Annotated in this window: 18 protein-coding genes; 10 read left to right on the top strand and 8 right to left on the bottom strand. The window is 63.5% G+C overall.

Annotated elements, in window-relative coordinates:
- Positions 1 to 210 precede the first annotated feature (210 nt).
- A complete protein-coding gene (locus KVO92_RS11825) occupies positions 211 to 2,232 on the top strand; it encodes a methyl-accepting chemotaxis protein (RefSeq protein ID WP_217475842.1) in 2,022 nt (673 codons plus the stop codon).
- Here the strand turns inward: KVO92_RS11825 and KVO92_RS11820 are convergent.
- The 5 genes from KVO92_RS11820 to KVO92_RS11800 form a co-directional block, all read right to left on the bottom strand.
- A complete protein-coding gene (locus KVO92_RS11820; protein WP_217475841.1) occupies positions 2,229 to 4,154 on the bottom strand; it encodes a RecQ family ATP-dependent DNA helicase in 1,926 nt (641 codons plus the stop codon). The genes KVO92_RS11825 and KVO92_RS11820 overlap by 4 nt on opposite strands.
- Positions 4,155 to 4,656: 502 nt before the next feature.
- Positions 4,657 to 5,259: a nitroreductase family protein gene (locus KVO92_RS11815; RefSeq protein ID WP_217475840.1), complete on the bottom strand. Its 603-nt coding sequence runs from the start codon at positions 5,257 to 5,259 to the stop codon at positions 4,657 to 4,659.
- A 236-nt stretch (positions 5,260 to 5,495) separates the two neighbouring features.
- A complete protein-coding gene (locus KVO92_RS11810) occupies positions 5,496 to 7,037 on the bottom strand; it encodes a phosphoenolpyruvate carboxykinase (protein WP_217475839.1) in 1,542 nt (513 codons plus the stop codon).
- A 179-nt stretch (positions 7,038 to 7,216) separates the two neighbouring features.
- Positions 7,217 to 8,110 carry an Hsp33 family molecular chaperone HslO gene (gene hslO / locus KVO92_RS11805; protein WP_217475838.1) on the bottom strand — a complete coding sequence of 298 codons (894 nt, stop codon included), beginning with the start codon at positions 8,108 to 8,110 and terminating at the stop codon, positions 7,217 to 7,219.
- Between the two features lie 122 nt (positions 8,111 to 8,232).
- Positions 8,233 to 8,628, bottom strand: coding sequence for an RNA-binding S4 domain-containing protein (locus KVO92_RS11800; protein WP_217475837.1), 396 nt, complete (start codon positions 8,626 to 8,628; stop codon positions 8,233 to 8,235).
- 102 nt (positions 8,629 to 8,730) lie between these two features.
- On the opposite strand from KVO92_RS11800, the gene KVO92_RS11795 reads away from it, so the two are divergent.
- Positions 8,731 to 9,198 (top strand): ATP-dependent zinc protease, encoded by a 468-nt coding sequence (locus KVO92_RS11795; protein WP_272876506.1) that lies wholly within the window; start codon positions 8,731 to 8,733, stop codon positions 9,196 to 9,198.
- The gene (gene rimK, locus KVO92_RS11790; protein ID WP_021206227.1) at positions 9,195 to 10,100 is read left to right on the top strand and encodes a 30S ribosomal protein S6--L-glutamate ligase; all 906 of its coding nucleotides are present in this window, start codon (positions 9,195 to 9,197) and stop codon (positions 10,098 to 10,100) included. Before KVO92_RS11795 ends, rimK begins: the two co-directional genes overlap by 4 nt.
- Before the next feature lie 97 nt (positions 10,101 to 10,197).
- Here rimK and KVO92_RS11785 read toward each other — a convergent pair whose 3' ends face one another.
- The 3 genes from KVO92_RS11785 to KVO92_RS11775 all read right to left on the bottom strand — a co-directional run bounded on the left by KVO92_RS11785 (position 10,198) and on the right by KVO92_RS11775 (position 12,884).
- A complete protein-coding gene (locus KVO92_RS11785) occupies positions 10,198 to 11,517 on the bottom strand; it encodes an ATP-binding protein (RefSeq protein WP_217475836.1) in 1,320 nt (439 codons plus the stop codon).
- Between the two features lie 129 nt (positions 11,518 to 11,646).
- Positions 11,647 to 12,381 carry a two-component system response regulator OmpR gene (gene ompR, locus KVO92_RS11780; RefSeq protein ID WP_217475835.1) on the bottom strand — a complete coding sequence of 245 codons (735 nt, stop codon included), beginning with the start codon at positions 12,379 to 12,381 and terminating at the stop codon, positions 11,647 to 11,649.
- Between the two features lie 116 nt (positions 12,382 to 12,497).
- Positions 12,498 to 12,884 carry a diacylglycerol kinase gene (locus KVO92_RS11775; RefSeq protein ID WP_217475834.1) on the bottom strand — a complete coding sequence of 129 codons (387 nt, stop codon included), beginning with the start codon at positions 12,882 to 12,884 and terminating at the stop codon, positions 12,498 to 12,500.
- A 239-nt stretch (positions 12,885 to 13,123) separates the two neighbouring features.
- Between KVO92_RS11775 and bcsE the strand changes: the two genes are divergently transcribed.
- The 7 genes from bcsE to bcsB are packed head-to-tail and all read left to right on the top strand — an operon-like array spanning position 13,124 to position 22,290.
- Complete coding sequence (gene bcsE, locus KVO92_RS11770; RefSeq protein WP_254621415.1) at positions 13,124 to 14,662, top strand: cellulose biosynthesis protein BcsE; 1,539 nt, start codon at positions 13,124 to 13,126, stop codon at positions 14,660 to 14,662.
- Positions 14,659 to 14,859, top strand: a complete 201-nt coding sequence (gene bcsF / locus KVO92_RS11765) for a cellulose biosynthesis protein BcsF (RefSeq protein ID WP_217475833.1) — start codon at positions 14,659 to 14,661, stop codon at positions 14,857 to 14,859. Before bcsE ends, bcsF begins: the two co-directional genes overlap by 4 nt.
- A complete protein-coding gene (gene bcsG, locus KVO92_RS11760; RefSeq protein ID WP_217475832.1) occupies positions 14,846 to 16,480 on the top strand; it encodes a cellulose biosynthesis protein BcsG in 1,635 nt (544 codons plus the stop codon). The genes bcsF and bcsG overlap by 14 nt, the downstream gene beginning before the upstream one ends.
- A gap of 14 nt (positions 16,481 to 16,494) precedes the next feature.
- The gene (gene bcsR, locus KVO92_RS11755) at positions 16,495 to 16,719 is read left to right on the top strand and encodes a cellulose biosynthesis protein BcsR (RefSeq protein ID WP_254621414.1); all 225 of its coding nucleotides are present in this window, start codon (positions 16,495 to 16,497) and stop codon (positions 16,717 to 16,719) included.
- On the top strand, positions 16,716 to 17,450 hold the full coding sequence (bcsQ, locus tag KVO92_RS11750; protein WP_217475830.1) for a cellulose biosynthesis protein BcsQ: 735 nt from the start codon (positions 16,716 to 16,718) through the stop codon (positions 17,448 to 17,450). Before bcsR ends, bcsQ begins: the two co-directional genes overlap by 4 nt.
- Positions 17,451 to 17,452: 2 nt before the next feature.
- Positions 17,453 to 20,047, top strand: coding sequence for a UDP-forming cellulose synthase catalytic subunit (gene bcsA, locus KVO92_RS11745; protein WP_217475829.1), 2,595 nt, complete (start codon positions 17,453 to 17,455; stop codon positions 20,045 to 20,047).
- Positions 20,044 to 22,290, top strand: coding sequence for a cellulose biosynthesis cyclic di-GMP-binding regulatory protein BcsB (bcsB, locus tag KVO92_RS11740; protein ID WP_217475828.1), 2,247 nt, complete (start codon positions 20,044 to 20,046; stop codon positions 22,288 to 22,290). Before bcsA ends, bcsB begins: the two co-directional genes overlap by 4 nt.
- Positions 22,291 to 22,298 lie beyond the last annotated feature (8 nt).

Genomic DNA, 22,298 nt, shown 5'->3' with positions numbered 1-22,298 from the left:
GCAGTGGCTACAGCTGGCTACGACTTTCGAACAGGTACCAAGGTGGCATGGCGGTCGCTCGCCGAGCAGCCGATAACGTGGAACGGCGGCGGCGCCCAACGGCTTACCGCCCGAGCCGGCCCTGTAGACACGAGCAAGCCCTGAACGCCACTGCACAGTAAAAGCGAAGGGCGCGAGTTTTCGCTTCACTCCTTCACGCGAGTACTGCCCATGCTTTCCTTCTCCCGTTTCAAGCCAGGCAATAAACAAACCGATGGCACCCTGAGCCTGCTCAGCACGGCTGGGCAACTGGCGCGACAGCTCGCAGGACTGAAGTTCAACCCGACCTACATCGCCGGCTTCGTCTCGCCGCACGTCAATCTGGACGAGGTGGCACGGCAGATTTCGCAGCGCTTCCCGCAGGCGGTCATCAGCCTGTGCACCACCGCAGGCGAGCTGTCCAGCGAGAATCAGCGGCTCTATTGCACCACGGGCGCGCAGTGGGATGGCGTGGTGCTGCAGCTGTTCGACGCCAGTGTGATCGCCGCCGCCGAGATCGTGCAGGTGCCGCTGGAGTGCGAAGACATCCGCAAGGGCACCGAGCGAATGAGCATGGCGCAACGGATCGCCAAACTCACCGCCTCGATCAAGCGCCTGCAGGTGTCGATGAAGATCGACTACCGCGACACCCTGGCGACCATCTTCTTCGACGGCCTTTCGGCGTCCGAGTCCTTCTTCATGGAAGCGCTGTACGAGTCAGGGCGCTTCCCCTGCCTGTTCGTCGGCGGCTCGGCCGGTGGCAAGCTGGACTTCCAGAAGACCCAACTGCATGACGGCCGGCGCAGCTACCAGAACCACGCGCTGATCGTCTTCCTCAAGTGCGCGCGGGACGTGCGTTTCGGCGTGTTCAAGAGCCAGAACTTCGAGCCCACCGCGCTCAGCCTGAGCGTGCTCAGTGCCTCGCTGGAGGACCGTTACATCAGCCAGGTGGTCGATGCCCGCGGCAATATCTGCACGATGGTTCAGGCGCTCTGCGAGGCGCTCAAGTGCGCACCGCAGGAGCTGGAGCAGCGGCTCGCCGACTATTCCTTCGCCATCCGCGTCGGCGAGGAAGTCTTCGTCCGGTCGATCTCGCAGATCGACTTCGCCAACGAACGCGTGCACCTGTTCTGCGACGTGGCGCCCGGCGAGGAGCTGATCATGGTCAAGCGCACCCCGCTGGCCGAGGCGACCCGCCGCGACTACGAGAAATTCATGCGCAACAAGCCCGGCAAGCCATTGGTCGGGATCCTCAACGACTGCATCCTGCGGCGCCTGAACAACGAGCAGGCACTCGGCCGCATGGACCCGGTGTTCGACGACGTGCCGGTCGCCGGCTACTCGACCTTCGGCGAGATCCTCGGCCTCAACCTCAACCAGACGCTGACCGCGGTGTTCTTCTTTCGCGTCCGGGACAACGAAGCGTTCCACGACGACTACACCGACAACTTCATCGCCTACCACGGCGAGTTCAAGGCCTTTTTCCTGCGCCGTCAGATCAAGAAGCTCACCGGCTTGAGCCAGGTGGTGGTCAAGCAGATCGAGCAGTTCAAGCGCCAGGACTACAGCAGCGCGGTGGACATCAGCGGCCTCGATGAACACATCCGCCCGGTATTCCGCGGCCTGGCCGACCTCGGGCAGGTGCTGTCGCAGGCGGATCAGGAGCGCCGCTCCATGTCCGAGCAGCTGAGCCAGTGCGCCACCGAGCTGCACGGCTCGATGGATGACCTGACGCTGAACATCAACCAACAGGGCGCTGTCATCGAACAGGCCGGCAGCTCGGTCAAGCAGATGGTCCAGCAGGCCGATGAGGTGGTCAGCAGCGCCCACGACCTGGCGCAATCGAGCCAGCGCATCCAGTCAGTGGTGCAGACCATTCAGCAGATCGCCGGACAGACCAACCTGCTCGCGCTCAATGCGGCGATCGAGGCCGCACGTGCCGGCGAGCAGGGCCGCGGATTCGCGGTGGTGGCCGACGAGGTGCGCAAGCTGGCCGAGATTACCCGCAGAAATGCCGAGGAGATCGGCACTGACATCGACCGGCTGGCCAGTGAGATCCACGCAGTGGCGCAGCACATCGAAACGCAGTCGGCTGGCGTCGGCTCGCTCACCGGCTTGCTCGATGCGCTGGAGAACTCCAGCAACCTCACCGCGGGCACCTCACGCCAGACCAAGGGCGTGGCCGACCGGCTGATCGGCCTGACCGCGCGCTAGCCAGCCAGTCGGGCACGGACCTCGGCATAGGGATAAGCCTCCAGCGAGGCGAATCCCGGGAGCTGGCGCGCCTTGAGCTTGGTGAACACGGGCACGCTGATGCCGCAGAGAAAGCGTGTCCGGCACTCGGCGCTGGGCGCATCGCCCTTGAGTTGCCGGTAGCGCTGGGTGAACTCCGCGCAGCGGCGCTCGACGTCGATCTCAGCGAGTGGCGCCAGTGCGGGCGGCTCGGGCAGCTGCGCCACCTGACCGCGGCAGACCGAGCAATGCCCGCATCGCTGCGGTGCCTGGCGATCGCCGAAGTAGGCGGCCAGTCGCTGGCTCAGGCATTCACGCGATTCGAACAGCGCGAGCATGTTGTCGATGCGGGTGATTTCGCTGCACTCGTGCTGTTTGAAGTAATCGTGCAGCTCGCTACTCAAGGCCTCGGTATCGAAGCCGCCATCCAGCACGGCATAGACCTCGGTCATCCGCTTGCTTTCCAGCTCGATCCAGCCGTTTTCCTGGAAGTACTCCAGCGCCTTCACCACCCGCGCCCGATCGGCGCCGTGCTGCTGATACAGCGCATCGAAATCCAGGGTGCACCAGGTTCGTGCCCGGGCAGAGGTCTGCACGATGGCCTCGACGAACTGGCGCCGCTCGCCCTCGAACTTCGCCACCAGCGCTTCGGGTTCGAGCAGGTACTTGAAGCGATATTCAGCGAAGTAGGCGAAACGCGGGGCGATAATGCTGCGCAGCTCGAGCTGAACCAGCAAGGTCTTCAGCGGCAACTGGCGGATGTTGCTCTGGTCGGACAGCTGGTTGAGCATCAGCTCCCATTGCCCGCCGGCACCGGCCTGCCGCAGCTCGTCGAGTACGCCGCGAATGCCCCCGCGCTCGGGCGTATCGCCATAGACGAAGTTCTGCAGCACGGTGAGGCTGTCGCGATTGGCCAGCACCAGGCAGTCGGACCGCTGCCCATCACGCCCGGCACGGCCGATCTCCTGGCTGTAGTTCTCGATCGATTTCGGCAGGTCGTAGTGCACCACGTTGCGGATGTCCGCCTTGTCGATGCCCATGCCAAAGGCAATGGTGGCGACGATGCAGTTCAGCTCGCCGGCCATGAAGCGCTGCTGGATCGACTCGCGCAGCTCGTGGGCCATACCGGCGTGATAGGCGCTGGCCGGAAAGCCGCGCTGTGCCAGATGCTCGGCGACCTGCTCGGCGGTTTTCTGTTGCGTGACGTAAACGATGGTGGGTTGCCCGCCCTTCTCGGCCAGCCATTCCACCAGCCGGCGCTGCTTGTTGAACCCGGCGACCAGCTCCACCAGCAGGTCGAGATTGGAACGGTAGAACCCGGTGGTCACGACGTCGCCCGGCGCGATCGCAAACTTGGCCTGCATGTCGGCAATCACCGGCGGCGTCGCCGTCGCTGTCAGCAGCAGCACTTGCGGGATATTGAACTGGCCTTGGTAGTCCGGCAGCTTGAGGTAGTCCGGGCGAAAGTTGTGCCCCCACTCGGAAATGCAGTGCGCCTCGTCGACGACCAGCAACGAAATCGGCACCTGGCCGATGAAGTTACGGAAGCGCTCGTTCTTCAGGCGTTCCACGGAAATCATCAGGATTTTCAGCTCGCCGGACTTGGCGCGGGCCATGGTGGCGCTCGTCTGCTCGCGGCTCTGCGCCGAATCGATGCTGCCGGCGGCAATGCCGTGGCGGTGCAGGAAGGCGAGTTGGTCCTGCATCAGCGCCAGCAACGGCGAGACCACCAGGGTGAGATGCGGCAACAGCAGTGCCGGCAGTTGATAGCACAGCGACTTGCCCGAGCCGGTCGGAAAGATGGCTGCCGCCGAGCGGCCCGCCACCACGGCACGAATGGCCTGTTCCTGGCCAGGACGAAAGCCGTCGTAGCCGAATGTCTGTTTGAGCGTCTGCTCGATCATGCTGGGTCACTCCCTTGACTGGAGGACGGAGGGTAGCAAGGGATGGGATGCGTAGGGCGGATCACGCTTCACCGATCCACCAGACAGATCGCAGTGGCATAGCGGTGGATGTAAAAGGCGACATCCACCCTACACAGTGAGTGACGCCCTTGATTGAGGGCGAAGGGTAGCAAGGCGCGGGGGCGTGGTGGATCACGCTTCATCGATCCACCTGACGGGCAGCAGTGGCGTCACGGTGGATGTGAAAGGCGACATCCACCCTACACACGGCGTCACACACTTGATTGAGCGCGGAGGGTAGCAAGGCGCGGGGCGTAGGGTGGATCACGCTTCATCGATCCACCTGACGGGCAGCAGTGGCGTCACGGTGGATGTAAAAGGCGACATCCACCCTACACACGGCGTCACACCCTTGATTGAGCGCGGAGGATAGCAAGGCGCGGGGCGTAGGGTGGATCACGCTTCATCGATCCACCGGAAGGACACCTACCTTGCCGAGCGATCAGAAGCGATCGCGGATGATCACCTCATCGAACGGCAGCTTGCCGACACGCGGCTTGGGCTCGGCGGCGCGCTTGCCGACCGCGACCATCATCGCGATGACATGGTTGTCCGGCAGGTTGATCAGCTTGGCCACGGCGTCGAAATCGAAGCCGTCCATGGGGCAGGAGTCCAGACCCTTACCACGGGCGGCAAGCATCAGGGTCTGAGCCATCAGGCCGCAACTGCGCATGGTTTCGTCGCGCTGAACCTGCGGCTTGCCACGGTAGTAGGTGTCGATGGCGCCAGCCATGTAGTCCTGCACCTCGGGCGGCGCACCCTCCCAGACGCGGCGGACATTCTTCTCCCAGCTATCGACCTGGGCGCAGACCACGACCAGCATCGAGGCATCGGTCATCTGCGCCTGATTCCAGCCCACCTCGCGAATCTGCGCGCGCAGTTGCGGGTCGCTCACTTCGACGAAGCGTACGTGCTGCAGGTTGAAGGCCGAAGGCGCGAGCAACGCCAGCTGCAACAGCTCGTCCTTTTCTTCGCGGCTGAGCTGGAAGGTCGGGTCGTAGGCTTTGACAGCGCGGCGGGTCTGGATGGCTTCTTCGATCTGCATGGCGTAGCTCCGATTGACTGAAAACGTGGCCGCTATGCTATGCGCCGACGTGCAGCGAAACCATCCGTCTTGGTTGATGGAAGTTATCAACCGAACCGATAAGAGGGATTGCGTCGGCCTCCTGCAGCATGGGCTCGCCGCGCTCGCCGCCGACCACGCCGGGGCGACCGAGCCGGCAGAACGCCGCCCACGAAAAAGCCGCCCGAAGGCGGCTTTTTCAGTGCCACACCCGCCGCTTAGAGCTGCGGCCCGGCGGCCTTGATGGCGTCGGAAACGTCGAACTTCTTGAAGTTCTCGATGAACTTGTTCGCCAGTTCCTTCGCGGCTTCATCGTAGGCGTTGGTGTCGACCCAGGTGTTGCGCGGGTTGAGCAGCTGGGTATCGACACCCTCGACGGCCTTCGGCACGTCCAGGTTGATGATCGGCAGATGCTCGGTCTCGGCACCGACCAGGGCACCGCTCTGAATCGCGGCGATCACGGCACGGGTCGTCGGGATGTTGAAGCGCTTGCCGACACCGTAGCCACCGCCGGTCCAGCCGGTGTTGACCAGGTAAACCTTGGAGCCGAACGCCTGGATGCGCTTGATCAAAAGCTCGGCGTAAACGCCGGCCGGACGCGGGAAGAAGGGCGCGCCGAAGCAGGTGGAGAAGGTCGACTTGATGCCGCTGCCCGAGCCCATCTCGGTAGAACCGACCAGCGCGGTGTAGCCGGAGAGGAAGTGGTAGGCCGCCTGCTCTTCATTGAGGATGGACACTGGCGGCAGAACGCCGGTCAGGTCGCAGGTCAGGAAGATCACCGCGTTGGGCTCGCCGCCCAGGTTCTTCTCGGAACGCTTCTCGACGTACTCCAGCGGATAGGCCGCGCGGCTGTTCTGGGTCAGGCTGTCGTCGGTGTAGTCGGCAACGCGCTCTTCGTTCAGTACCACGTTTTCCAGTACGGTGCCGAACTGGATGGCTTTCCAGATCACCGGTTCGTTCTTTTCGGACAGATCGATGCACTTGGCGTAGCAGCCGCCTTCGATGTTGAACACCACACCGGTGCCCCAGCCGTGCTCGTCGTCGCCGATCAGGTAGCGCGACTCGTCGGCCGACAGGGTGGTCTTGCCGGTGCCGGACAAGCCGAAGAACAGGGTGACGTCGCCCTCTTCACCGATGTTCGCCGCGCAGTGCATCGGCAGCACGTCGGCCTCGGGCAACAGGAAGTTCTGTACCGAGAACATGGCCTTCTTCATTTCACCGGCGTAACGCATGCCGGCGATGAGGACCTTCTTGGCGGCGAAGTTGATGATCACGCAGCCGTCGGAGTTGGTGCCATCGCGCTCGGGCACGCACTCGAAGTTGGCCACGTTGAGCACCTGCCACTCGTCCTTGCCGGCCGGGTTGTACTGCGCCGGATTGATGAACAGCTGGCGGCCGAAGAGGTTCTGCCAGGCGGTCGCCGTGGTCATCTTGACCGGCAGGTAGTGGCCTTCGGAAGAGCCTACATGGACATGGGAAACGAAGTGATCCTGGGCCTTGTTGAAGGTCTCGACGCGGTCCCACAGGGCATCGAACTTCTCAGCCGGGAACGGACGGTTGATCGGTCCCCAGGCAATCGAGGACTGGGTGCTGGACTCTTCGACGATATAACGATCAGCAGGTGAACGACCGGTCCGGTGACCAGTTTTCACGACGAGCGCGCCGTTGGCGGCCAATTCACCCTCACCGCGCTTGATGGCCTCTTCAACCAGTTGAGCGATGCTGATATCGATATAAACGGCGTTAGTGGCTTGCGTCATGAGTTCCCCGTCGGCCCTGGGCCGATTCCTCCATGCTGTTGTAGCCCACCTGGCGATGGACTACATCGAAAAAAGTGCGCGCGATTATGACAGAAAAGCCGCGGCGCAGGGTATGAGGGCGTAATGGCTAAAAGGTTCTACGCCCTGCGGCATTTTTTGCTCTACGCCCCCCGCACTTTTTAATGCCGCGTGCCCGAGGGTTCCGCCGTACCCGCACCGGCGAACAGCTGGGCGATGTCGGCCGCATCGAAGCGATAGGTGTGGTTGCAGAACTGGCAATCGATGGTGATCTCACCGCCCTGCTCTTGCAGCAGCTGTTCGGCATCAAGCTGGCCGAGGCTGATGACGGCCTTGGCCGAACGTTCGCGCGAGCAGCTGCAGCGGAACACGATCGGCCGTGGCTCGAACAGCCGAACCTGCTCTTCGTGATAGAGGCGATGCAGAACGGTCTGGGTGTCGAGGCCGAGCAGCTCCTCTGCCGACAAGGTATCGGCCAGCGTGCGTAGGTGCTGCCAGCTGGCTTCGCGCTCTTCATCGTCGCGGATACGGTCGGCCGGCAATTGCTGCAGCAACAGGCCGCAGGCGCGGCGGCCATCGGCGGCGAGCCAGAAACGCGTCGGCAGCTGCTCGGACGAGGCGAAATAGCTCGACAGGCTTTCCGCCAGGTTGACGCCATCGAGGGCAACGATGCCCTGGTAACGCTGCCCGTTGGCAGGATCGATGGTCATTGCCAATGCGCCGTCGGGCATCAGTTCGGCCAGGGTAGCGCCCGGGCGCAACAGCGCTTCGTCATAGCGGGCAATGCCGCGTACTTCCCGATTGCTCGAGCATTCGACCATCAGCAGCGGCACCGCGCCGGACGAGCGCGCCTGCAGCACCATCAGCCCATCGAACTTGAGGGTGCCGACCAGCAACGAGGCAGCGGCGAGCAGCTCACCAAGCAACTGCGCCACCGGCTCCGGATAGCTGTGCTTGGCCAGCACCTCGGCGTAGCTACGCTCGAGCCCGACCCACTCACCGCGCACGTCGGAGTCATCGAAGAGGAAACGCTGGGTGTAATCGAAATCGAGCATGGGCATGACCAGGGTAATAAAGGAGTAATGGCGCCGCGCAGGACGACGTCCGGGAGATCATCCCGGATAAGGAAGGGACCGCATTCTAGGTCCAAAGTGACCGCCGTCCAACCGGACGCGGGTCATCCTGCATCCGAACGAAAACGCTGCAAGGCGCGGCGCTGTTTCTTGCTCGGCTTGCCCTCGGTCTCCACGCCCAGGCTGCCGGCCTTGCGCATGGCAGCGGCATGTTCGCGGCGGGCCAGGCTGTCTGGGGTTTCCTCATAGAGCAGCTGGGCCTCGGGCGCGCCCTTGCGCACCGCCGACAGCGCCTTGATCACCACGGTGCGCTCGTCGAAGCCTGCTCGGATCACCAACTCCTCGCCCAGCTTGGGCTCCTTGCTCGGCTTGCAGCGCTCGCCACGGCAGTGCACCTTGCCGCCCTCGATGGCAGCCTTGGCCAGCGCGCGTGTCTTGAAGAAGCGCGCGGCCCACAGCCACTTGTCCAAGCGGACCTTGTCATCGTCTTTCTCGCTCATCGTTCAACTCTGCGTGGCGTCTCGTTGTCATAGGTTCGTACAGGTAGATGCGGTTGTCATGCACCCCGTCTAGAATGCGCGGAAATCTACTGGATACAGCTTTTGAACAGTCCCGACCCCCAGACAATCATCGGTTTGCGCGAATGGATCGCCCTCCCCGAGCTCGGCGTGGTCGGCCTGCGTGCCAAGATCGATACCGGCGCCAGCACCTCGGCTTTACATGCCACCGATATCAGCGAATTCGAGCGTAACGGCGAGCGCTGGGTTCGCTTCACCGCGCACCTGGGCACGCTGGTTCAACGCCGCCATCGCTGCGAGGCGCCGGTGGTGGCACGCAAGCTCATCAAGAGTTCGAACGGCCAGGCCCAGACCCGCTACGTGGTACGCACACTGCTGGCGCTGGGTGATCACCTGTGGCCGGTCGAGTTCACCCTTACCTGTCGCAAGACCATGCGCTATCGCCTGCTGCTCGGGTCAAAAGCCCTGATGGACGGCAAATGGCTGGTCGACCCTGCACGCACCTACGTGCAGGAAAAACCCCAGAACCTCACTTCTTCCGGTGCCCCATGAAAATCGCCGTGCTGTCGCGCAATCCACGTCTGTATTCGACCCGCCGTCTGGTGGAGGCCGGCCAGCAACGTGGCCATGAGGTGGTCGTCATCGACACCCTGCGCGCGTACATGAACATCGCCAGCCATAAACCGCAGATCCATTACCGTGGCCGGCCGCTGGAAGGCTTCGACGCGGTGATCCCGCGCATTGGCGCCTCGGTTACCTTCTATGGCTGCGCCGTGCTGCGTCAGTTCGAAATGCAGGGCGTGTTTCCACTCAACGAATCGGTGGCCATCGCCCGCTCACGCGACAAGCTGCGCTCGCTGCAGCTGCTGGCGCGCCGCGGTATCGGCCTGCCGGTGACCGGCTTCGCTCACTCGCCGGACGATATCGCCGACCTGATCCAGATGGTCGGCGGCGCGCCGCTGGTGATCAAGGTGCTCGAAGGCACCCAGGGCATCGGCGTGGTCATGTGCGAGACCGCCACGGCCGCCGAGTCGGTGATCGAGGCCTTCATGGGCCTGAAGCAGGACATCATGGTCCAGGAGTACATCAAGGAAGCCGGCGGCGCGGATATCCGCTGCTTCGTCGTCGGCGACAAGGTGATCGCCGCCATGAAGCGCCAGGCCAAGCCCGGCGAGTTTCGCTCGAACCTGCACCGTGGCGGCACGGCCAGCCTGATCAAGATCACCCCGGAAGAACGCATGACCGCCATCCGCGCCGCCAAGGTGATGGGCCTCTCCGTGGCGGGCGTCGATATCCTGCGATCCAACCACGGCCCGCTGGTGATGGAGGTGAACTCCTCACCCGGCCTGGCCGGCATCGAGGAGACCACCGGCAAGGACGTGGCCGGGCTGATCATTCAATACCTGGAAAAGAACGCCGGCCCGCACCTGACGCGGACCAAAGGCAAAGGCTAGCAAGCGGGAGACATACCGCTGGGCTGGCTAGATCCGTCGCGCCAGCCACGGGGGCAGACGTCACCTCGCCGAACGCCCAAGAGCTAGCAGGTCGGCCTCACCCTCTTATCGCATCCCTCGGCAGCACCAGCCCCAACGGCAGGCTGACCCGCGCCTCCAGTCCGCCGCCCTCACGGTTGCGCAGCTCGACGATGCCGCCATGCTGCGAGGCGATCCGCTTGACGATGGCCAGCCCCAGCCCGGCACCCTGCCCGCCGCGCGCGCGGTCGCCGCGAATGAACGGGTTGAAGATCTCACCCAGCTCCCGCGGGTCGATACCCGTGCCTCGATCGAGGACGCTGAGCACGACATAAGGCGCACTGCTGTCACCCGAGACATGGGCGGCGACCTCGACGCCATGACCACCATAGCGCAGGGCGTTTTCGATCAGGTTGACCAGCAGGCGCTTGATCGAAACCCGCCGCAGGGGCAGCGGTGGCATCGGCTCGACGCACAACCGCACAGTCTCGCCATGCTGGTTGTAGGGGGCCACCACCTCTCGCACCAGCTCACCGAGATCGATGTTTTCCAGCGGTTCGTCGCTGCCATCACGAACGAAGGCCAGGAACTGGTCGAGGATGGCGTTCATGTCTTCGATATCGCGCACCATGTCCTCGGTGAGCTCGGAATCGTTGGTCATCAGCTCGAGTGACAACCGCAGGCGCGTGAGCGGCGTGCGCAGGTCGTGAGAAACACCGGCCAGCATCAGTTCGCGCTCGCGCCCCGCCTGCTCGACGTCCTCCGCCATCTGATTGAACGCGCGATAAACCTCGGTCATCTCGCTTGGCGTGTCGCTGATGGGCAGCCTCACGCTGCGGCCCTTGCCGATCTGCCGCGCCGCGTAGACCAGCCGTTTGAGTGGCAGATTCAGCTGACTCACGAAGATCCACGCCGCCGCGGTGGATAGCAGGCCGATGCCCAGGAACCAGCCCAGCACGCTCCAGATCCGCTGCCCACGCAGCGGGTAGGCATATAAAGGCACCTGCAACCAGTCCGGCCCCAGGCTCGGCGCCCGTACCCAGATCGCCGTCTGCGGCTGGATGCGCACCCGCACCTCGGTATCCGCGCCGAGCTCGAGCTGCATCTGGCGCTGGAAGATTTCGGTGTAGGGCCAGTGGTATTCGCTGGGCGGCACCTCGTCAGCGACGACGCGCTGCACCCCGGCAGCCTCGGCGATGCGCTCGCGGCTTTGCTCGTCGGCTGCCCAGTAGGCCCGCAGGGTCAATGCCGCGCCGTGGCTGTATTGGCGATCGACCATGACGTCCTCGTTCATCATCAGGTACACCAGCATCAGCACCTTGGAGAACAGCACGACGATCAGCACCATCCACAGGGTGCGGGCGAAAAAGCTTTGCGGGAACCAGAGCGGGGTCTTCATGGAAAAGTCTTGGAAGGCGGGCTGCAAGCGCCAGGCAGAAAGGCATGAGGGCTGGGTTCAGCCCTCCCCATCGAGCGGGCGAGGCGGGCTGAGGCGCAACGCCGCTCAGCCTTCACCCGCAGCCGGCTGCTATTTGTTGCCGTCCGGCACGAACACGTAGCCTACGCCCCAGACCGTCTGGATGTAGCGCGGCTTCGACGGATCGGGCTCGATCAGGCGACGCAGGCGGGAAATCTGCACGTCGATGGAACGCTCGAGCGCGTCCCACTCGCGGCCGCGCGCCAGGTTCATCAACTTGTCGCGGGTCAGCGGCTCGCGGGCATGCTGCACCAGGGCCTTGAGCACGGCGAACTCGCCGGTGGTGAGCATATGCACCTGGTCACCCTTCTTCAGCTCGCGGGTGCCGAGGAACAGCTCGTAGTCGCCGAAGGTGACCGTCTCGTCCTCGCTGCCCGGCGCGCCTGGCACCTGCGGCGCCTGCCGGCGCAGGACCGCCCGGATCCGTGCCAGTAGCTCGCGCGGGTTGAACGGCTTGGCCAGGTAATCGTCAGCGCCCTGCTCCAGACCATGAATGCGGCTGGCCTCGTCGCCCTTGGCGGTGAGCATGATGATGGGGATCTGGTTGCCGGCGGCCCGCAGCCGTGCGCAGGCGGAAAGACCATCCTCGCCCGGCATCATCAGGTCCAGCACCACCAGGTGGAACAGCTCGCGGCTGAGCACACGGTCCATCTGCTCGGCGCTTTCCACGGTGCGCACCCGGTAGCCCTGCTCGTCGAGAAAGCGCTCGAGCAGACGCCGCAGCCGTGCGTCGTCATCGACAATCAGGATCTTTTCGCCTTCGCTGGCGGGCGCAGTGCTGCTCATGGGAACTCCCCGGAAAAATCGTTGATGCATTATGCGCGTAGTCAGGACTGCGCACCTGACGGCCATTGTTAGCAGATTTTTCGCCGCGAGGCAGGCGTCGCCGCTGGGGCGCGGCTTCAGAGCAGAATCGCGAGCCAGACGATCACGATGGTGCACAGCCCCACCAGCTGTGCCGCGCTACCCATATCCTTGGCGCGTTTGGAGAGCGGGTGAATCTCCAGAGACACCCGATCAACCACTGCCTCTATGGCGGAGTTCACCAGCTCCAGGGCGAGAGACATCAGAACCGGCAGGATCAGCAACGCCCGCTCGACCGGCGCGGACGTTACGAAAAAAGCAGCAGGAATCAATACACAGGCCATGCAGAGCAGTTGGCGAAAAGCGGCTTCATGTCGCCAGGCAGCGGCGAGGCCGGCCAGCGAATAGCCGGCAGCCTTGAACACCCGTGCCAGGCCTGTCTTCGCCTTGAGTTCCGCAGCGTCATTCACTGTTTCGGTGTTCATGGACTTCCCCAAATGTTGGTGTTCAGACGCCGCCGTTTGTCAGCCCGCCACGAATTAATCCCGGATACCGGCTGCGGTTATTGGACGCACGCCCGCCGTGATATCATAATGACATCGACGCAGCTTTCTCGTCAGTTTCCGACAGGCTGCAACGAACCGGCTCAAGCTTGGTTTGCGCCGGCCGAATTCTGGCAAGGACGCATCAGAAACGCGTCCCTCTTGATCTCATAGGTGACGCCTTGCCTACCGATAGCCTTTCGAAACAGCATCCAGCTTCGCTAGGGCTGGATGGCCGCGACGCCGACGCTCTGATGCTGAGCATCGGCCGTGTGCACTGGATCCTCGCGGAGCAGGCAGGTGACGCGGCGCTGTTGTCGCGGCAGATCATCACAGGGTTCACCCACGAGCACCTCGCCGTCCTGGTAACCGCCGAGACGAACCCAAAGAGTCTGATCACCAACCTCGCGCCCGACGCGGGCCCCCGCGAGCTGTTGCTGCTGTCGCTGGCGACCGATCACTGCAACGCCTTCCTGAAGCGGGCCGAATCCGAACTGGAACGGGCCGTCGATGTTCGAAGCCGCCACATCCTGCTGGCGCTTCCCACCCAGGCCTGGGCATCGTTTGGTAAGCAAGCGATCGCCTCCTGGCTTCGTAGAATTGGCGCCTGGCTCGTCAAGCGGCGAGCGACGCTGATTATCGTCAGCGATGGCATCTGTGACAGTTTGAGCGAGCACCTGAACCAACTGTCCTGTTCGCTTGCGGCCCTTGCGTCATTGAACCGCACCCCGTCCGGCACTCGGCTGTTCCTGCACTTCTGGCATGGCAACCAAGGCCTGATTAGCGCACGTGAAATCCCCCTCGAACGCCACGACGACAGGTTCAACGTCTCAGCCTCGTCCGATATCGCCCCGATCCTGGAATATTCGGATCAGGGTCGCGTGCATGCCGAGCGCAGTGTGCTGGAGGCCGCCCCCCATGCCTCGGCGCAATGGCGGCTGTTCGACAACAGCCACGAGCTGTTGCAACACGCGCTCACCGCGAGAGCAGCCAGCGTTCTGTTCGCCATCAGTAAAAACGAACAAGCGGACGAACTGGCTCATCAGCTCAACCAGTTGCGCCGCAGTTGCGGCAATCGATTGAAGCTTATCGTCCGCGAGATCGCACCTTGCCTTCGCTACCGTGACGAGCAGCTTCTGCTTAGCAGCGGCGCGACGCTCGTGGTCCCGTTCGGCACCTCGCTCCCGCGCTTCCTCACCCTGGTGGAAAGCGTTCAGGGGCACGTCTGGCAGCGGCAATTGAAAGACATCGACGCCCATCTTTATGGCTTGAAGCCGCTTCCGCTGTGCGGTCAGCAGAGCCCCCTGGGGTTTGCCGAGGCCGTCCGCAGCATGTGGCCGGACAGCACAGCGAGCGGCATCAGCCATCAGTTGATTCGCTTACAGCCCGTGCCCGGCCTGAGTCTGAGCCAGGTACTGAGCCAGACTCGGCTAAGGCGCAACGGGGATATCGCCTGTATCGCCGATAAGGCGCTTTACCTGTTCCTTTTCGCGTGCCGCCCCGAATCGCTGGACGACGCCCTCGGCAACATCTTTGGCGTCAAATGGCAGGAGCTCTTCCTCGGCCTGGAAGAATTTTCCGATCTTGGCTTTCTGTTTCAGCCCGCTTTCCAGAGTGACGCCTCACCCGAACGAGACACGCCTTTGCCAACGAGCGCCAGCGCACCGCGCCAGGTTTTCAAACCGCGCCCACTTAACCTTGCGCTGGAGACACGGCCGTGACGCTCACACAACTGTTCGAACTAGCCAGCCTGTTCACGGCGATCGGGCTGTGTATCGGCTGGCTGCTCGCGACGAGCCGGCACAAGTTGCTGCGGTCGATCGACCGGATGCTGCCGCCTCGCTATCTGCGCACGGCTGCGCTGCGGCGCCGTTCGGTCGAAACGATCAGAGGGGAAGGCAAGCATGACCGCGCATGAACCCCTGAGCGTTTCCGTGCCTACCCAGGTGTCCTGGCCTGGCCTTGGCGCTTGGAATCTGTATTTCCTCCTCAAGTTTCTGTTGCTGGGGCTCGGCCTGCTGAATTTCCAGGCGCTACCCAACCTGGTATTCGCGGCCTGCCTGGTCGTGCCGCTGCCCGGCCGGAGCTGGCGTATCGTGCGTCAGCTGATCGCCGTCCCGGTCGGCGTCGTCCTGCTCTACCACGACACTTGGCTACCGCCCTTCGAGCGTCTGCTCGCGCAGCCCGGCGTGCTCGATTTCACCCCGGATTACCTGCTCGACCTCGCCGCGCGATTCGTCGACTGGAAGCTGCTGGGCCTCTGCACACTGTTGGTGATTGCCTACAGCTACGTTGCCAACTGGGTCCGGCTATCGGTGCTCTGCCTGGGCGGCCTGCTCTGGCTCAATCTCAGCGGCACATCGCTATGGGCTTCCATGCCCAACGTGGTCGCCGCCTCCGCCGGGTCGGCGGTGAACGGCACAACCGGATCGGCCCCCGCAGTCGCCGATGACAACGTCGCGCTGGATACCTGGCTGGATAGCTTCTTCAACACCGAAGCCACGCGCCGCACCCAGTTCCCCGCCCCCAGCGAGCAGGCCGCTGCGTTCGATGTGGTCGTGCTGAACATCTGCTCGCTGGCCTGGGACGATCTCGACGCGGTCGGCCTGCGGGACAATGCATTGCTGCAACGTATGGACGTCGTGTTCGATCGGTTCAACTCGGCAACGTCATACAGCGGTCCGGCGGCGATCCGGCTATTGCGCGCCAGCTGTGGCCAGCCGCGCCACCAGGCGCTGTACGAACCCGCGCCGGAGCAGTGCCTGCTGTTCCAGAACCTGGCCAACCTGGGCTTTCGTTCCGAAACCCTGATGAACCACAACGGCCGCTTCGATGGCTTCAGCGACGAAATCTCAGCGCAAGGCATGCCGCAACCGGCGCTGGCCAGCCAGAGCTTCTCGCGAGCGCTTGCAGGCTTCGACGGCTCGCCGATCGCGCGGGATTTCGATGTGCTCAGCGGCTGGTGGAAGCAACGGCAGCAGCAACCCGATGCGCGTGTCGGCCTTTTCTACAACAGCATCAGCCTGCATGACGGGAACCGGATCATTGGCGCCGATGGCAATGCCCAATCGGCCGAATACCGTCCGAGAGCCCAGCGGCTGCTGGACGATATCTCCAAGTTCATCGACGAGCTGGAGCGCAGCGGCAAGCCAGTCGCCGTGCTGCTGGTGCCCGAACACGGCGCCGCACTGCATGGGGACCGCATGCAGATCGCCGGTATGCGCGAGATTCCGCGCCCGTCCATCACCCAGGTCCCTGTGGGGCTGAAGCTGATCGGCATGAACTCCACCAATGCCGGGCAACCGGTACACGTCCAGCAGCCGACCAGCTTCCTGGCCCTGTCCGAACTGGTTTCCAGGCTCTACAGCGCGCAGCGCAACGGCAGCCAGGTGGACATCAATGCATTGACCGCGGATCTGCCACGGACCGAGCCGGTTTCAGAAACTGCCGGTGCGCAGGTCATCGAGCATGCCGGACAGCCTTACGTGCGCCTGGGTGGGCAAACCACCTGGCTCCCTTACCCAAACCGTTTCGAGTAACGAATATGGTCAGCATGACTCAGCGGGTTCAAAACGACGATATCGGCCGCCTGGAACGCCATATAGGTCTTTCGGAGCTGGGCTATCAGGATATTTCCGCGTCGCTGGAGCTGGACAAGGCCATCCATCGCTGGCCGCTGTTGGCCGAGCTATCAGTGCTCGACGACCTCAACGCTGCGCTGGAGACGCTTTCGCTCGATAGCGCGATGTCGTCCACCAGCGGTAGACGTCCCGCATGAAACGCCTGACCTTGCGAGCGATGCGTGGCGGGCTGGGTGCCACATCGCTGCTCGCCGATCTGGCCTTGGCCCTTCACGAGCAGGGCGAGCGCGTGCTGCTGGTCGATCTCAGTCCGGACAACATGCTGCGCCTGCATTTCAACGTCGATATCGGCCTCGAGTCGGGCTGGGCTCGTGCGCAGCTGGACGGGAACGCATGGCATCAAGCCGCTTTGGAGGTTCTTCCGGGCTTGCATCTGCTGCCGTACGGGCGGCTGAGCGACGTTGAGTTCGCACAGATCGAAGCCTTGCTTTGTGCTGATCCGGGCTATTGGCCGCAACGCTGCGACCTGGTTTCACACGCCTACGACTGGGTGTTATTCGATCTACCGCAACGCATGCCAGGTCATCGGTTCGGCCTTTCGGCCGGCAATCGCGGCGATATTCTGATCGACCTCGTCATACCCGACCCGGCTTGTCATGTCCTGCTGCAACAGCGGCCAACACCTGCTGCGGATCTTTTGCTGATCAATCGTTTCGATCCGGCCAGTCAGCTGCAGCGAGACCTGCTGATGATCTGGCGCAAGCGTCATGGGCTCACGCGTCAGCCCCAGCTCGTGCATGAAGACGAAGCCGTTCAGGAAGCCTTGGCCCACAAGGCGCCAATCGGCCAATACGCTCCCAAGAGTCAAGCAGCGAGTGACGTGCGAAGCCTCGCGATCTGGTGCCTTTCGCAGCGGTCGGAGTGCTGAGCATGCTCAGCCCACTGCGTTACTACCAGGACGTTCGGTATCGGCGCGGTGCGAGCCGGTGCGGCGCCTTCAGCTGGGCGGTGTTCTACACGCTGGCCTGGTCACTGCTGCGCCTAGAAGCACCTGGTTGGCAGTGGCTTCTGGCCGAACGCCGGCGGCTCTACCCACACATTGTCGGCACGCGCCCGAAGGCAGGGGATCCGCTGCGCATCCTTTTGCAAAGCGTCTGGCTAACGGTCGCGCGTCCGCTGGACATCGGTAGTACGAAACCCTCGAAACCGACTCGATCGATAGGCGCCTGGCTGCGCGCTGTCGCAAGCAAGGGCAGCTTGCCGTTACGCGCCGGCGCCAAACGTATGCCGGGGCAAAACAGCCTGGAGAACGTAGAAGCCTGCGCCAGCCAGGCCGAACGCTGGTTTAGCGCGCTGGCAAAACCTGCCAAGTACGGCATCACCGTGGCTATTGCGGTGCTGGCGGCATTGCTCGGCGTGCTCTGTATCACCGAGCCCTTCGGCTACACCGCGCAGGTCACCTTCGTGCTGCTGCTCTGGGGGATCGCAATGCTGGTCAGGCGCGTTCCCGGGCGCTTTGCCGTGCTGATGCTGATCGTGCTCTCGACCATCATCTCGTGTCGATATCTGTGGTGGCGTTACACCGCAACGCTTCGATGGGACTCGTATTTCGACCTGGCGTGCGGCCTGACGCTGCTGGCAGCGGAGACCTATTCCTGGATAGTGCTGGTCATGGGTTACATCCAGACCTGCTGGCCACTCGATCGCAAACCGGCACCGCTGCCGAAAGACACCGCGAGCTGGCCATCGGTCGACTTGCTGATACCGACCTACAACGAAGACCTTTCCGTCGTGCGTACGACGGTCCTCGCGGCGCTCGGCCTGGATTGGCCGCGCGACAAGCTGAACATCCATATATGCGATGACGGCCGCCGCGACGAATTCAAGCGCTTCGCTGAAGAGGTTGGCGTCGGCTACATCATCCGCCCGAACAATCACCATGCGAAGGCAGGCAACCTCAACCACGCACTGACGGTCACCAGCAGCGAGCTGATCGCCATTTTCGATTGCGATCACATTCCGGTGCGCTCCTTTCTCCAGGTCACGACCGGCTGGTTCTTACGCGACCCGAAACTGGCCCTGGTGCAGACCCCGCATCACTTCTTTTCACCCGACCCGTTCGAACGCAACCTCGGCTCATTCCGCCGAAAGCCCAACGAAGGCGAGTTGTTCTATGGGCTGGTGCAAAACGGCAACGACATGTGGAACGCCTCGTTCTTCTGCGGATCCTGCGCGGTGCTGCGTCGCACAGCCGTGGAGAGCATCGGTGGCTTCGCCGTTGAAACCGTGACAGAAGATGCCCACACAGCCTTGCGCTTGCACCGTGCCGGCTGGAACTCGGCCTACCTGCCAACGCCGCAAGCCGCCGGACTGGCAACCGAGAGCCTGTCGGCGCACATTGGCCAGCGCATACGCTGGGCGCGCGGCATGGCGCAGATATTCCGCACCGACAACCCGCTGCTGGGTCGCGGGCTGAGCTTCTTCCAGCGGATCTGCTACGCCAACGCCATGCTGCACTTTCTGGCCGGTTTGCCGCGGCTGATCTATCTGACGGCGCCACTGGCGTTCCTGTTGCTTCACGCCTACATCATCTATGCGCCGGCATTGATGATCGTTCTGTACGTGCTGCCACACATGATTCATGCCAGCCTGACCAACGCGCGCATGCAGGGCGAATACCGCCACTCGTTCTGGGGCGAGGTCTACGAAACGGTACTGGCCTGGTACATCGCGCGACCGACGACGGTGGCCCTGCTCAATCCGGGCAAGGGCAAATTCAACGTGACCGCCAAGGGCGGACTGATGGATCACGACCAGTTCGACTGGCGTATCGCCCGGCCCTATCTGGTGCTGGCCGTGCTCAATGTCGCCGGGCTTGGCTTTGCCGGGTGGAGACTGTTCAACGGTCCGGCTGCTGAAATCGGTACGGTCCTGGTCAGCTCCGCCTGGGTGATCTACAACCTGCTGATCATTGGCGCCGCCGTCGCCGTCGCCTCGGAAGTCAGGCAGATACGCCGGGCCCACCGCGTCATGACGCGCCTGCCGGCATCGCTCAAGCTCAGCAACGGGCACCTGTTCCCCTGTACGTTGAAGGATTTTGCCGAAGGCGGTGCCGGGCTGCAGCTTCCCGCTGGTCTGTCGGTGGGCGTGGACCAGGCTATTTCGCTGATCCTGCGTCGTGGCGACCGTGAATTCATCTTTCCCGGCCAGACTTCACGCCAGGTTGGCGATCATCTGGGAATCCGACTCGACAGCCTGGACCTGCGCCAGCAGATCGACCTCGTTCAGTGCACCTTCGCCCGTGCCGATGTCTGGTTGGATCGGCACGAACACTTCGGTGCAGACCGTCCCTTACACAGCCTGTTCGAAGTCCTGCAAATCGGAGGACGTGGTTACCACCGCTTGTTCGAGCAGCTTCCGGACAGCATCAGAAAACCGCTTCGCCCCGTTTTCAATCTGGCCGCCTGGCTGTTCAGCTTCTGTCCCCGTACCCCCGCCTACAAACCTCTGGTAGACCCGTCATGAACATCCGAACCTTTCCGCGGACGTTGCTCACCCTTGCGCTGTTGGCGCTCGCCGCCGGCGCCATAGCCGAGCCAGGTGTCAGCGCCGAGCCAAGTGCCAGTGCCGACCCCGTCGTCGTGCCGCCCAGCTGGGATACCAGCCGTAGTTTCAGCGAGCTGGGGCGCCCACGCGATCAGCTGCTGCTCGGCATACGCAATGCCGAGCAAGTCGAGTTCCGCCTGCGCCACGACCGGATCGCCCCCGACGCCACGCTGCACCTCGATTACACACCGTCGCCCGCGCTGATTCCCGTGCTCTCACATCTGCGGATCTACCTGAACGACGAATTGATGGGGACCCTGCCGATCACTCAGGAGCAGATCGGACAGCGCGTCAGCACGGACCTGACGCTCGACCCGCGCCTGCTGGGTGACTTCAACCGGGTGCGCATCGAATTCGTCGGTCATTACAGCGACGTCTGCGAAGACCCAGCGCACAGCGGCCTGTGGCTCAATCTCGGCCGGCAGAGTCGCGTCAGCCTACGGGAGCAGGCGCTGGACATCGTTGGCGACCTGGCCTGGTTTCCGCTGCCCTTCTTCGATGAGCGAGACAGTCAGCGTCTGAGCCTGCCAGTGGTCTTCGGCAGCGCACCGACGCCCGAAGAGCAGCGTGCGGCGGGTATTCTGGCGTCCTATTTCGGCAGTCTGGCGGCTTGGCGCGGCGCCAGTTTTCCGGTGATGTTCGACGCCCTGCCCTCGACCGCGAAGCGTCCCCGGCCGGCCGTGGTATTCGCCACCAACACGCGCCGTCCCTCGTTCCTGAACGATCTTCCAGCCGTCGATGGGCCTACCGTCCAACTGATCGATCACCCGGACGATCGCTACAGCAAGTTGCTGCTCATCGCCGGTCGCGACGAGGCTGACCTGGTCGTTGCGGCCACCGCACTGGCCATGGGCAACGGTCAACTGCGCGGTGACAAAGTGACGCTCGAACGTGTGGAGCCGCCGCTGCGGCAGCCTTACGATGCGCCGCGCTGGATCAGGACCGATCGTGCGGTACCGCTGTCGGAGCTGATCGACTACCCGCAGCAGTTACAAGTCAGCGGGCTGCAACCTCACCCGATCACCCTGGATATCAACCTGCCGCCGGATCTGTTCGTCTGGCGCAACCAGGGCATTCCGCTGCAGACGCGTTACCGTTACACGCCGCCCACGACGACGGACGAGTCACGCCTCAATATCAGCATCAACGACCAGTACATCAGCAGCATCGCGCTGAAAGGCAGCGATGCTCGCAGCGGCGTGGAAAACCTGCGGCTGTCAGTACTGACGGCCGACGGCACCGCCGAGAGCGAAAAGCTGCTGGTGCCGGCATTGAAGATGGGCATGCGCAACAAGGTGCGCTTCGAGTTCAACTTTGCCAGCAAGCTGGGCAACGCCCAGCGCGATCGCTGCCAGACCTATCTGCCCACCAATATCCAGGCGGCCATCGACGAACAGTCCACCATCGACCTGTCTGGTTACTACCACTACCTGGCTATGCCTGACCTCAAAGCCTTCGCGCGTACCGGGTTCCCCTTCAGCCGAATGGCCGACCTGTCCGAGACGCTGGTGCTGGTCGCACCGCAGCCCAACGAAGCACAGGTTGGCACCCTGCTCGATACCCTCGCGCTGATCGGTTCGCACACCGGCTATCCCGCTTTCCGCGTGCGTGTCACCGATGACTGGAAGACCGCCGAGCAAGCCGATGCCGACCTGCTGCTGTTGGGTCCGCTGCCGCAGCAGCTGGTGGACAAGTCGAGCTTCCCGATCCTGCTCGAGCAATCGCGCAGCTGGTTGCAAAGTGGCGGCACCGGGCCGGCCCTCGCCCCGGCCAATGGCAACCTGGGCATGACCGCCAACGGCCCGCTCGCGGCCGTCGTCGGCCAGCAGTCTCCCTTCCATCCCCAACGTAGCCTGGTCGCGCTCCTCGCCTCCGAGCCGCAGGACTATCGCCTGCTACGCCAGGCCCTGACCGACACCGGCAAGCAGGAAGCCTTTGCCGGCGCGGTAACCCTGATCCGCAACAGCGGCGTCAGCAGCCACTTCGTGGGTGAGCAGTACTACGTCGGCGAGCTGCCCTGGTGGTTGCTGCTGTGGTTCCATCTGTCGTCACACCCGGTACTGCTGGCCTTCCTCGCCGCCGCCAGCGTCCTTCTGTTCACCATCGTGCTTTGGCGTGCGCTGCGCTGGGCTGCCCGGCGACGTCTGGCTGAAGACGAGTGAGCAGGCGA

The sequence above is a fragment of the Stutzerimonas stutzeri genome, assembly GCF_019090095.1.
In the GTDB taxonomy this organism is placed as follows: Bacteria; Pseudomonadota; Gammaproteobacteria; order Pseudomonadales; family Pseudomonadaceae; genus Stutzerimonas; species Stutzerimonas stutzeri_AN.
The sequence above is the reverse complement of the archived record's forward strand: the minus strand, read 5'-3'. Positions and strand labels throughout refer to the sequence as shown.

Coding starts and splice junctions, on each gene's coding strand:
- bcsQ (WP_217475830.1), top strand. CDS start 16,716: ATGAAACGCCTGACCTTGCGAGCGATGCGTGGCGGGCTGGGTGCCACA.
- KVO92_RS11800 (WP_217475837.1), bottom strand. CDS start 8,628: ATGAGCGAGAAAGACGATGACAAGGTCCGCTTGGACAAGTGGCTGTGG.
- KVO92_RS11785 (WP_217475836.1), bottom strand. CDS start 11,517: ATGAAGACCCCGCTCTGGTTCCCGCAAAGCTTTTTCGCCCGCACCCTG.
- KVO92_RS11825 (WP_217475842.1), top strand. CDS start 211: ATGCTTTCCTTCTCCCGTTTCAAGCCAGGCAATAAACAAACCGATGGC.
- rimK (WP_021206227.1), top strand. CDS start 9,195: ATGAAAATCGCCGTGCTGTCGCGCAATCCACGTCTGTATTCGACCCGC.
- bcsB (WP_217475828.1), top strand. CDS start 20,044: ATGAACATCCGAACCTTTCCGCGGACGTTGCTCACCCTTGCGCTGTTG.
- KVO92_RS11820 (WP_217475841.1), bottom strand. CDS start 4,154: ATGATCGAGCAGACGCTCAAACAGACATTCGGCTACGACGGCTTTCGT.
- KVO92_RS11815 (WP_217475840.1), bottom strand. CDS start 5,259: ATGCAGATCGAAGAAGCCATCCAGACCCGCCGCGCTGTCAAAGCCTAC.
- bcsR (WP_254621414.1), top strand. CDS start 16,495: ATGACTCAGCGGGTTCAAAACGACGATATCGGCCGCCTGGAACGCCAT.
- bcsG (WP_217475832.1), top strand. CDS start 14,846: ATGACCGCGCATGAACCCCTGAGCGTTTCCGTGCCTACCCAGGTGTCC.
- ompR (WP_217475835.1), bottom strand. CDS start 12,381: ATGAGCAGCACTGCGCCCGCCAGCGAAGGCGAAAAGATCCTGATTGTC.
- bcsA (WP_217475829.1), top strand. CDS start 17,453: ATGCTCAGCCCACTGCGTTACTACCAGGACGTTCGGTATCGGCGCGGT.
- hslO (WP_217475838.1), bottom strand. CDS start 8,110: ATGCTCGATTTCGATTACACCCAGCGTTTCCTCTTCGATGACTCCGAC.
- KVO92_RS11775 (WP_217475834.1), bottom strand. CDS start 12,884: ATGAACACCGAAACAGTGAATGACGCTGCGGAACTCAAGGCGAAGACA.
- KVO92_RS11810 (WP_217475839.1), bottom strand. CDS start 7,037: ATGACGCAAGCCACTAACGCCGTTTATATCGATATCAGCATCGCTCAA.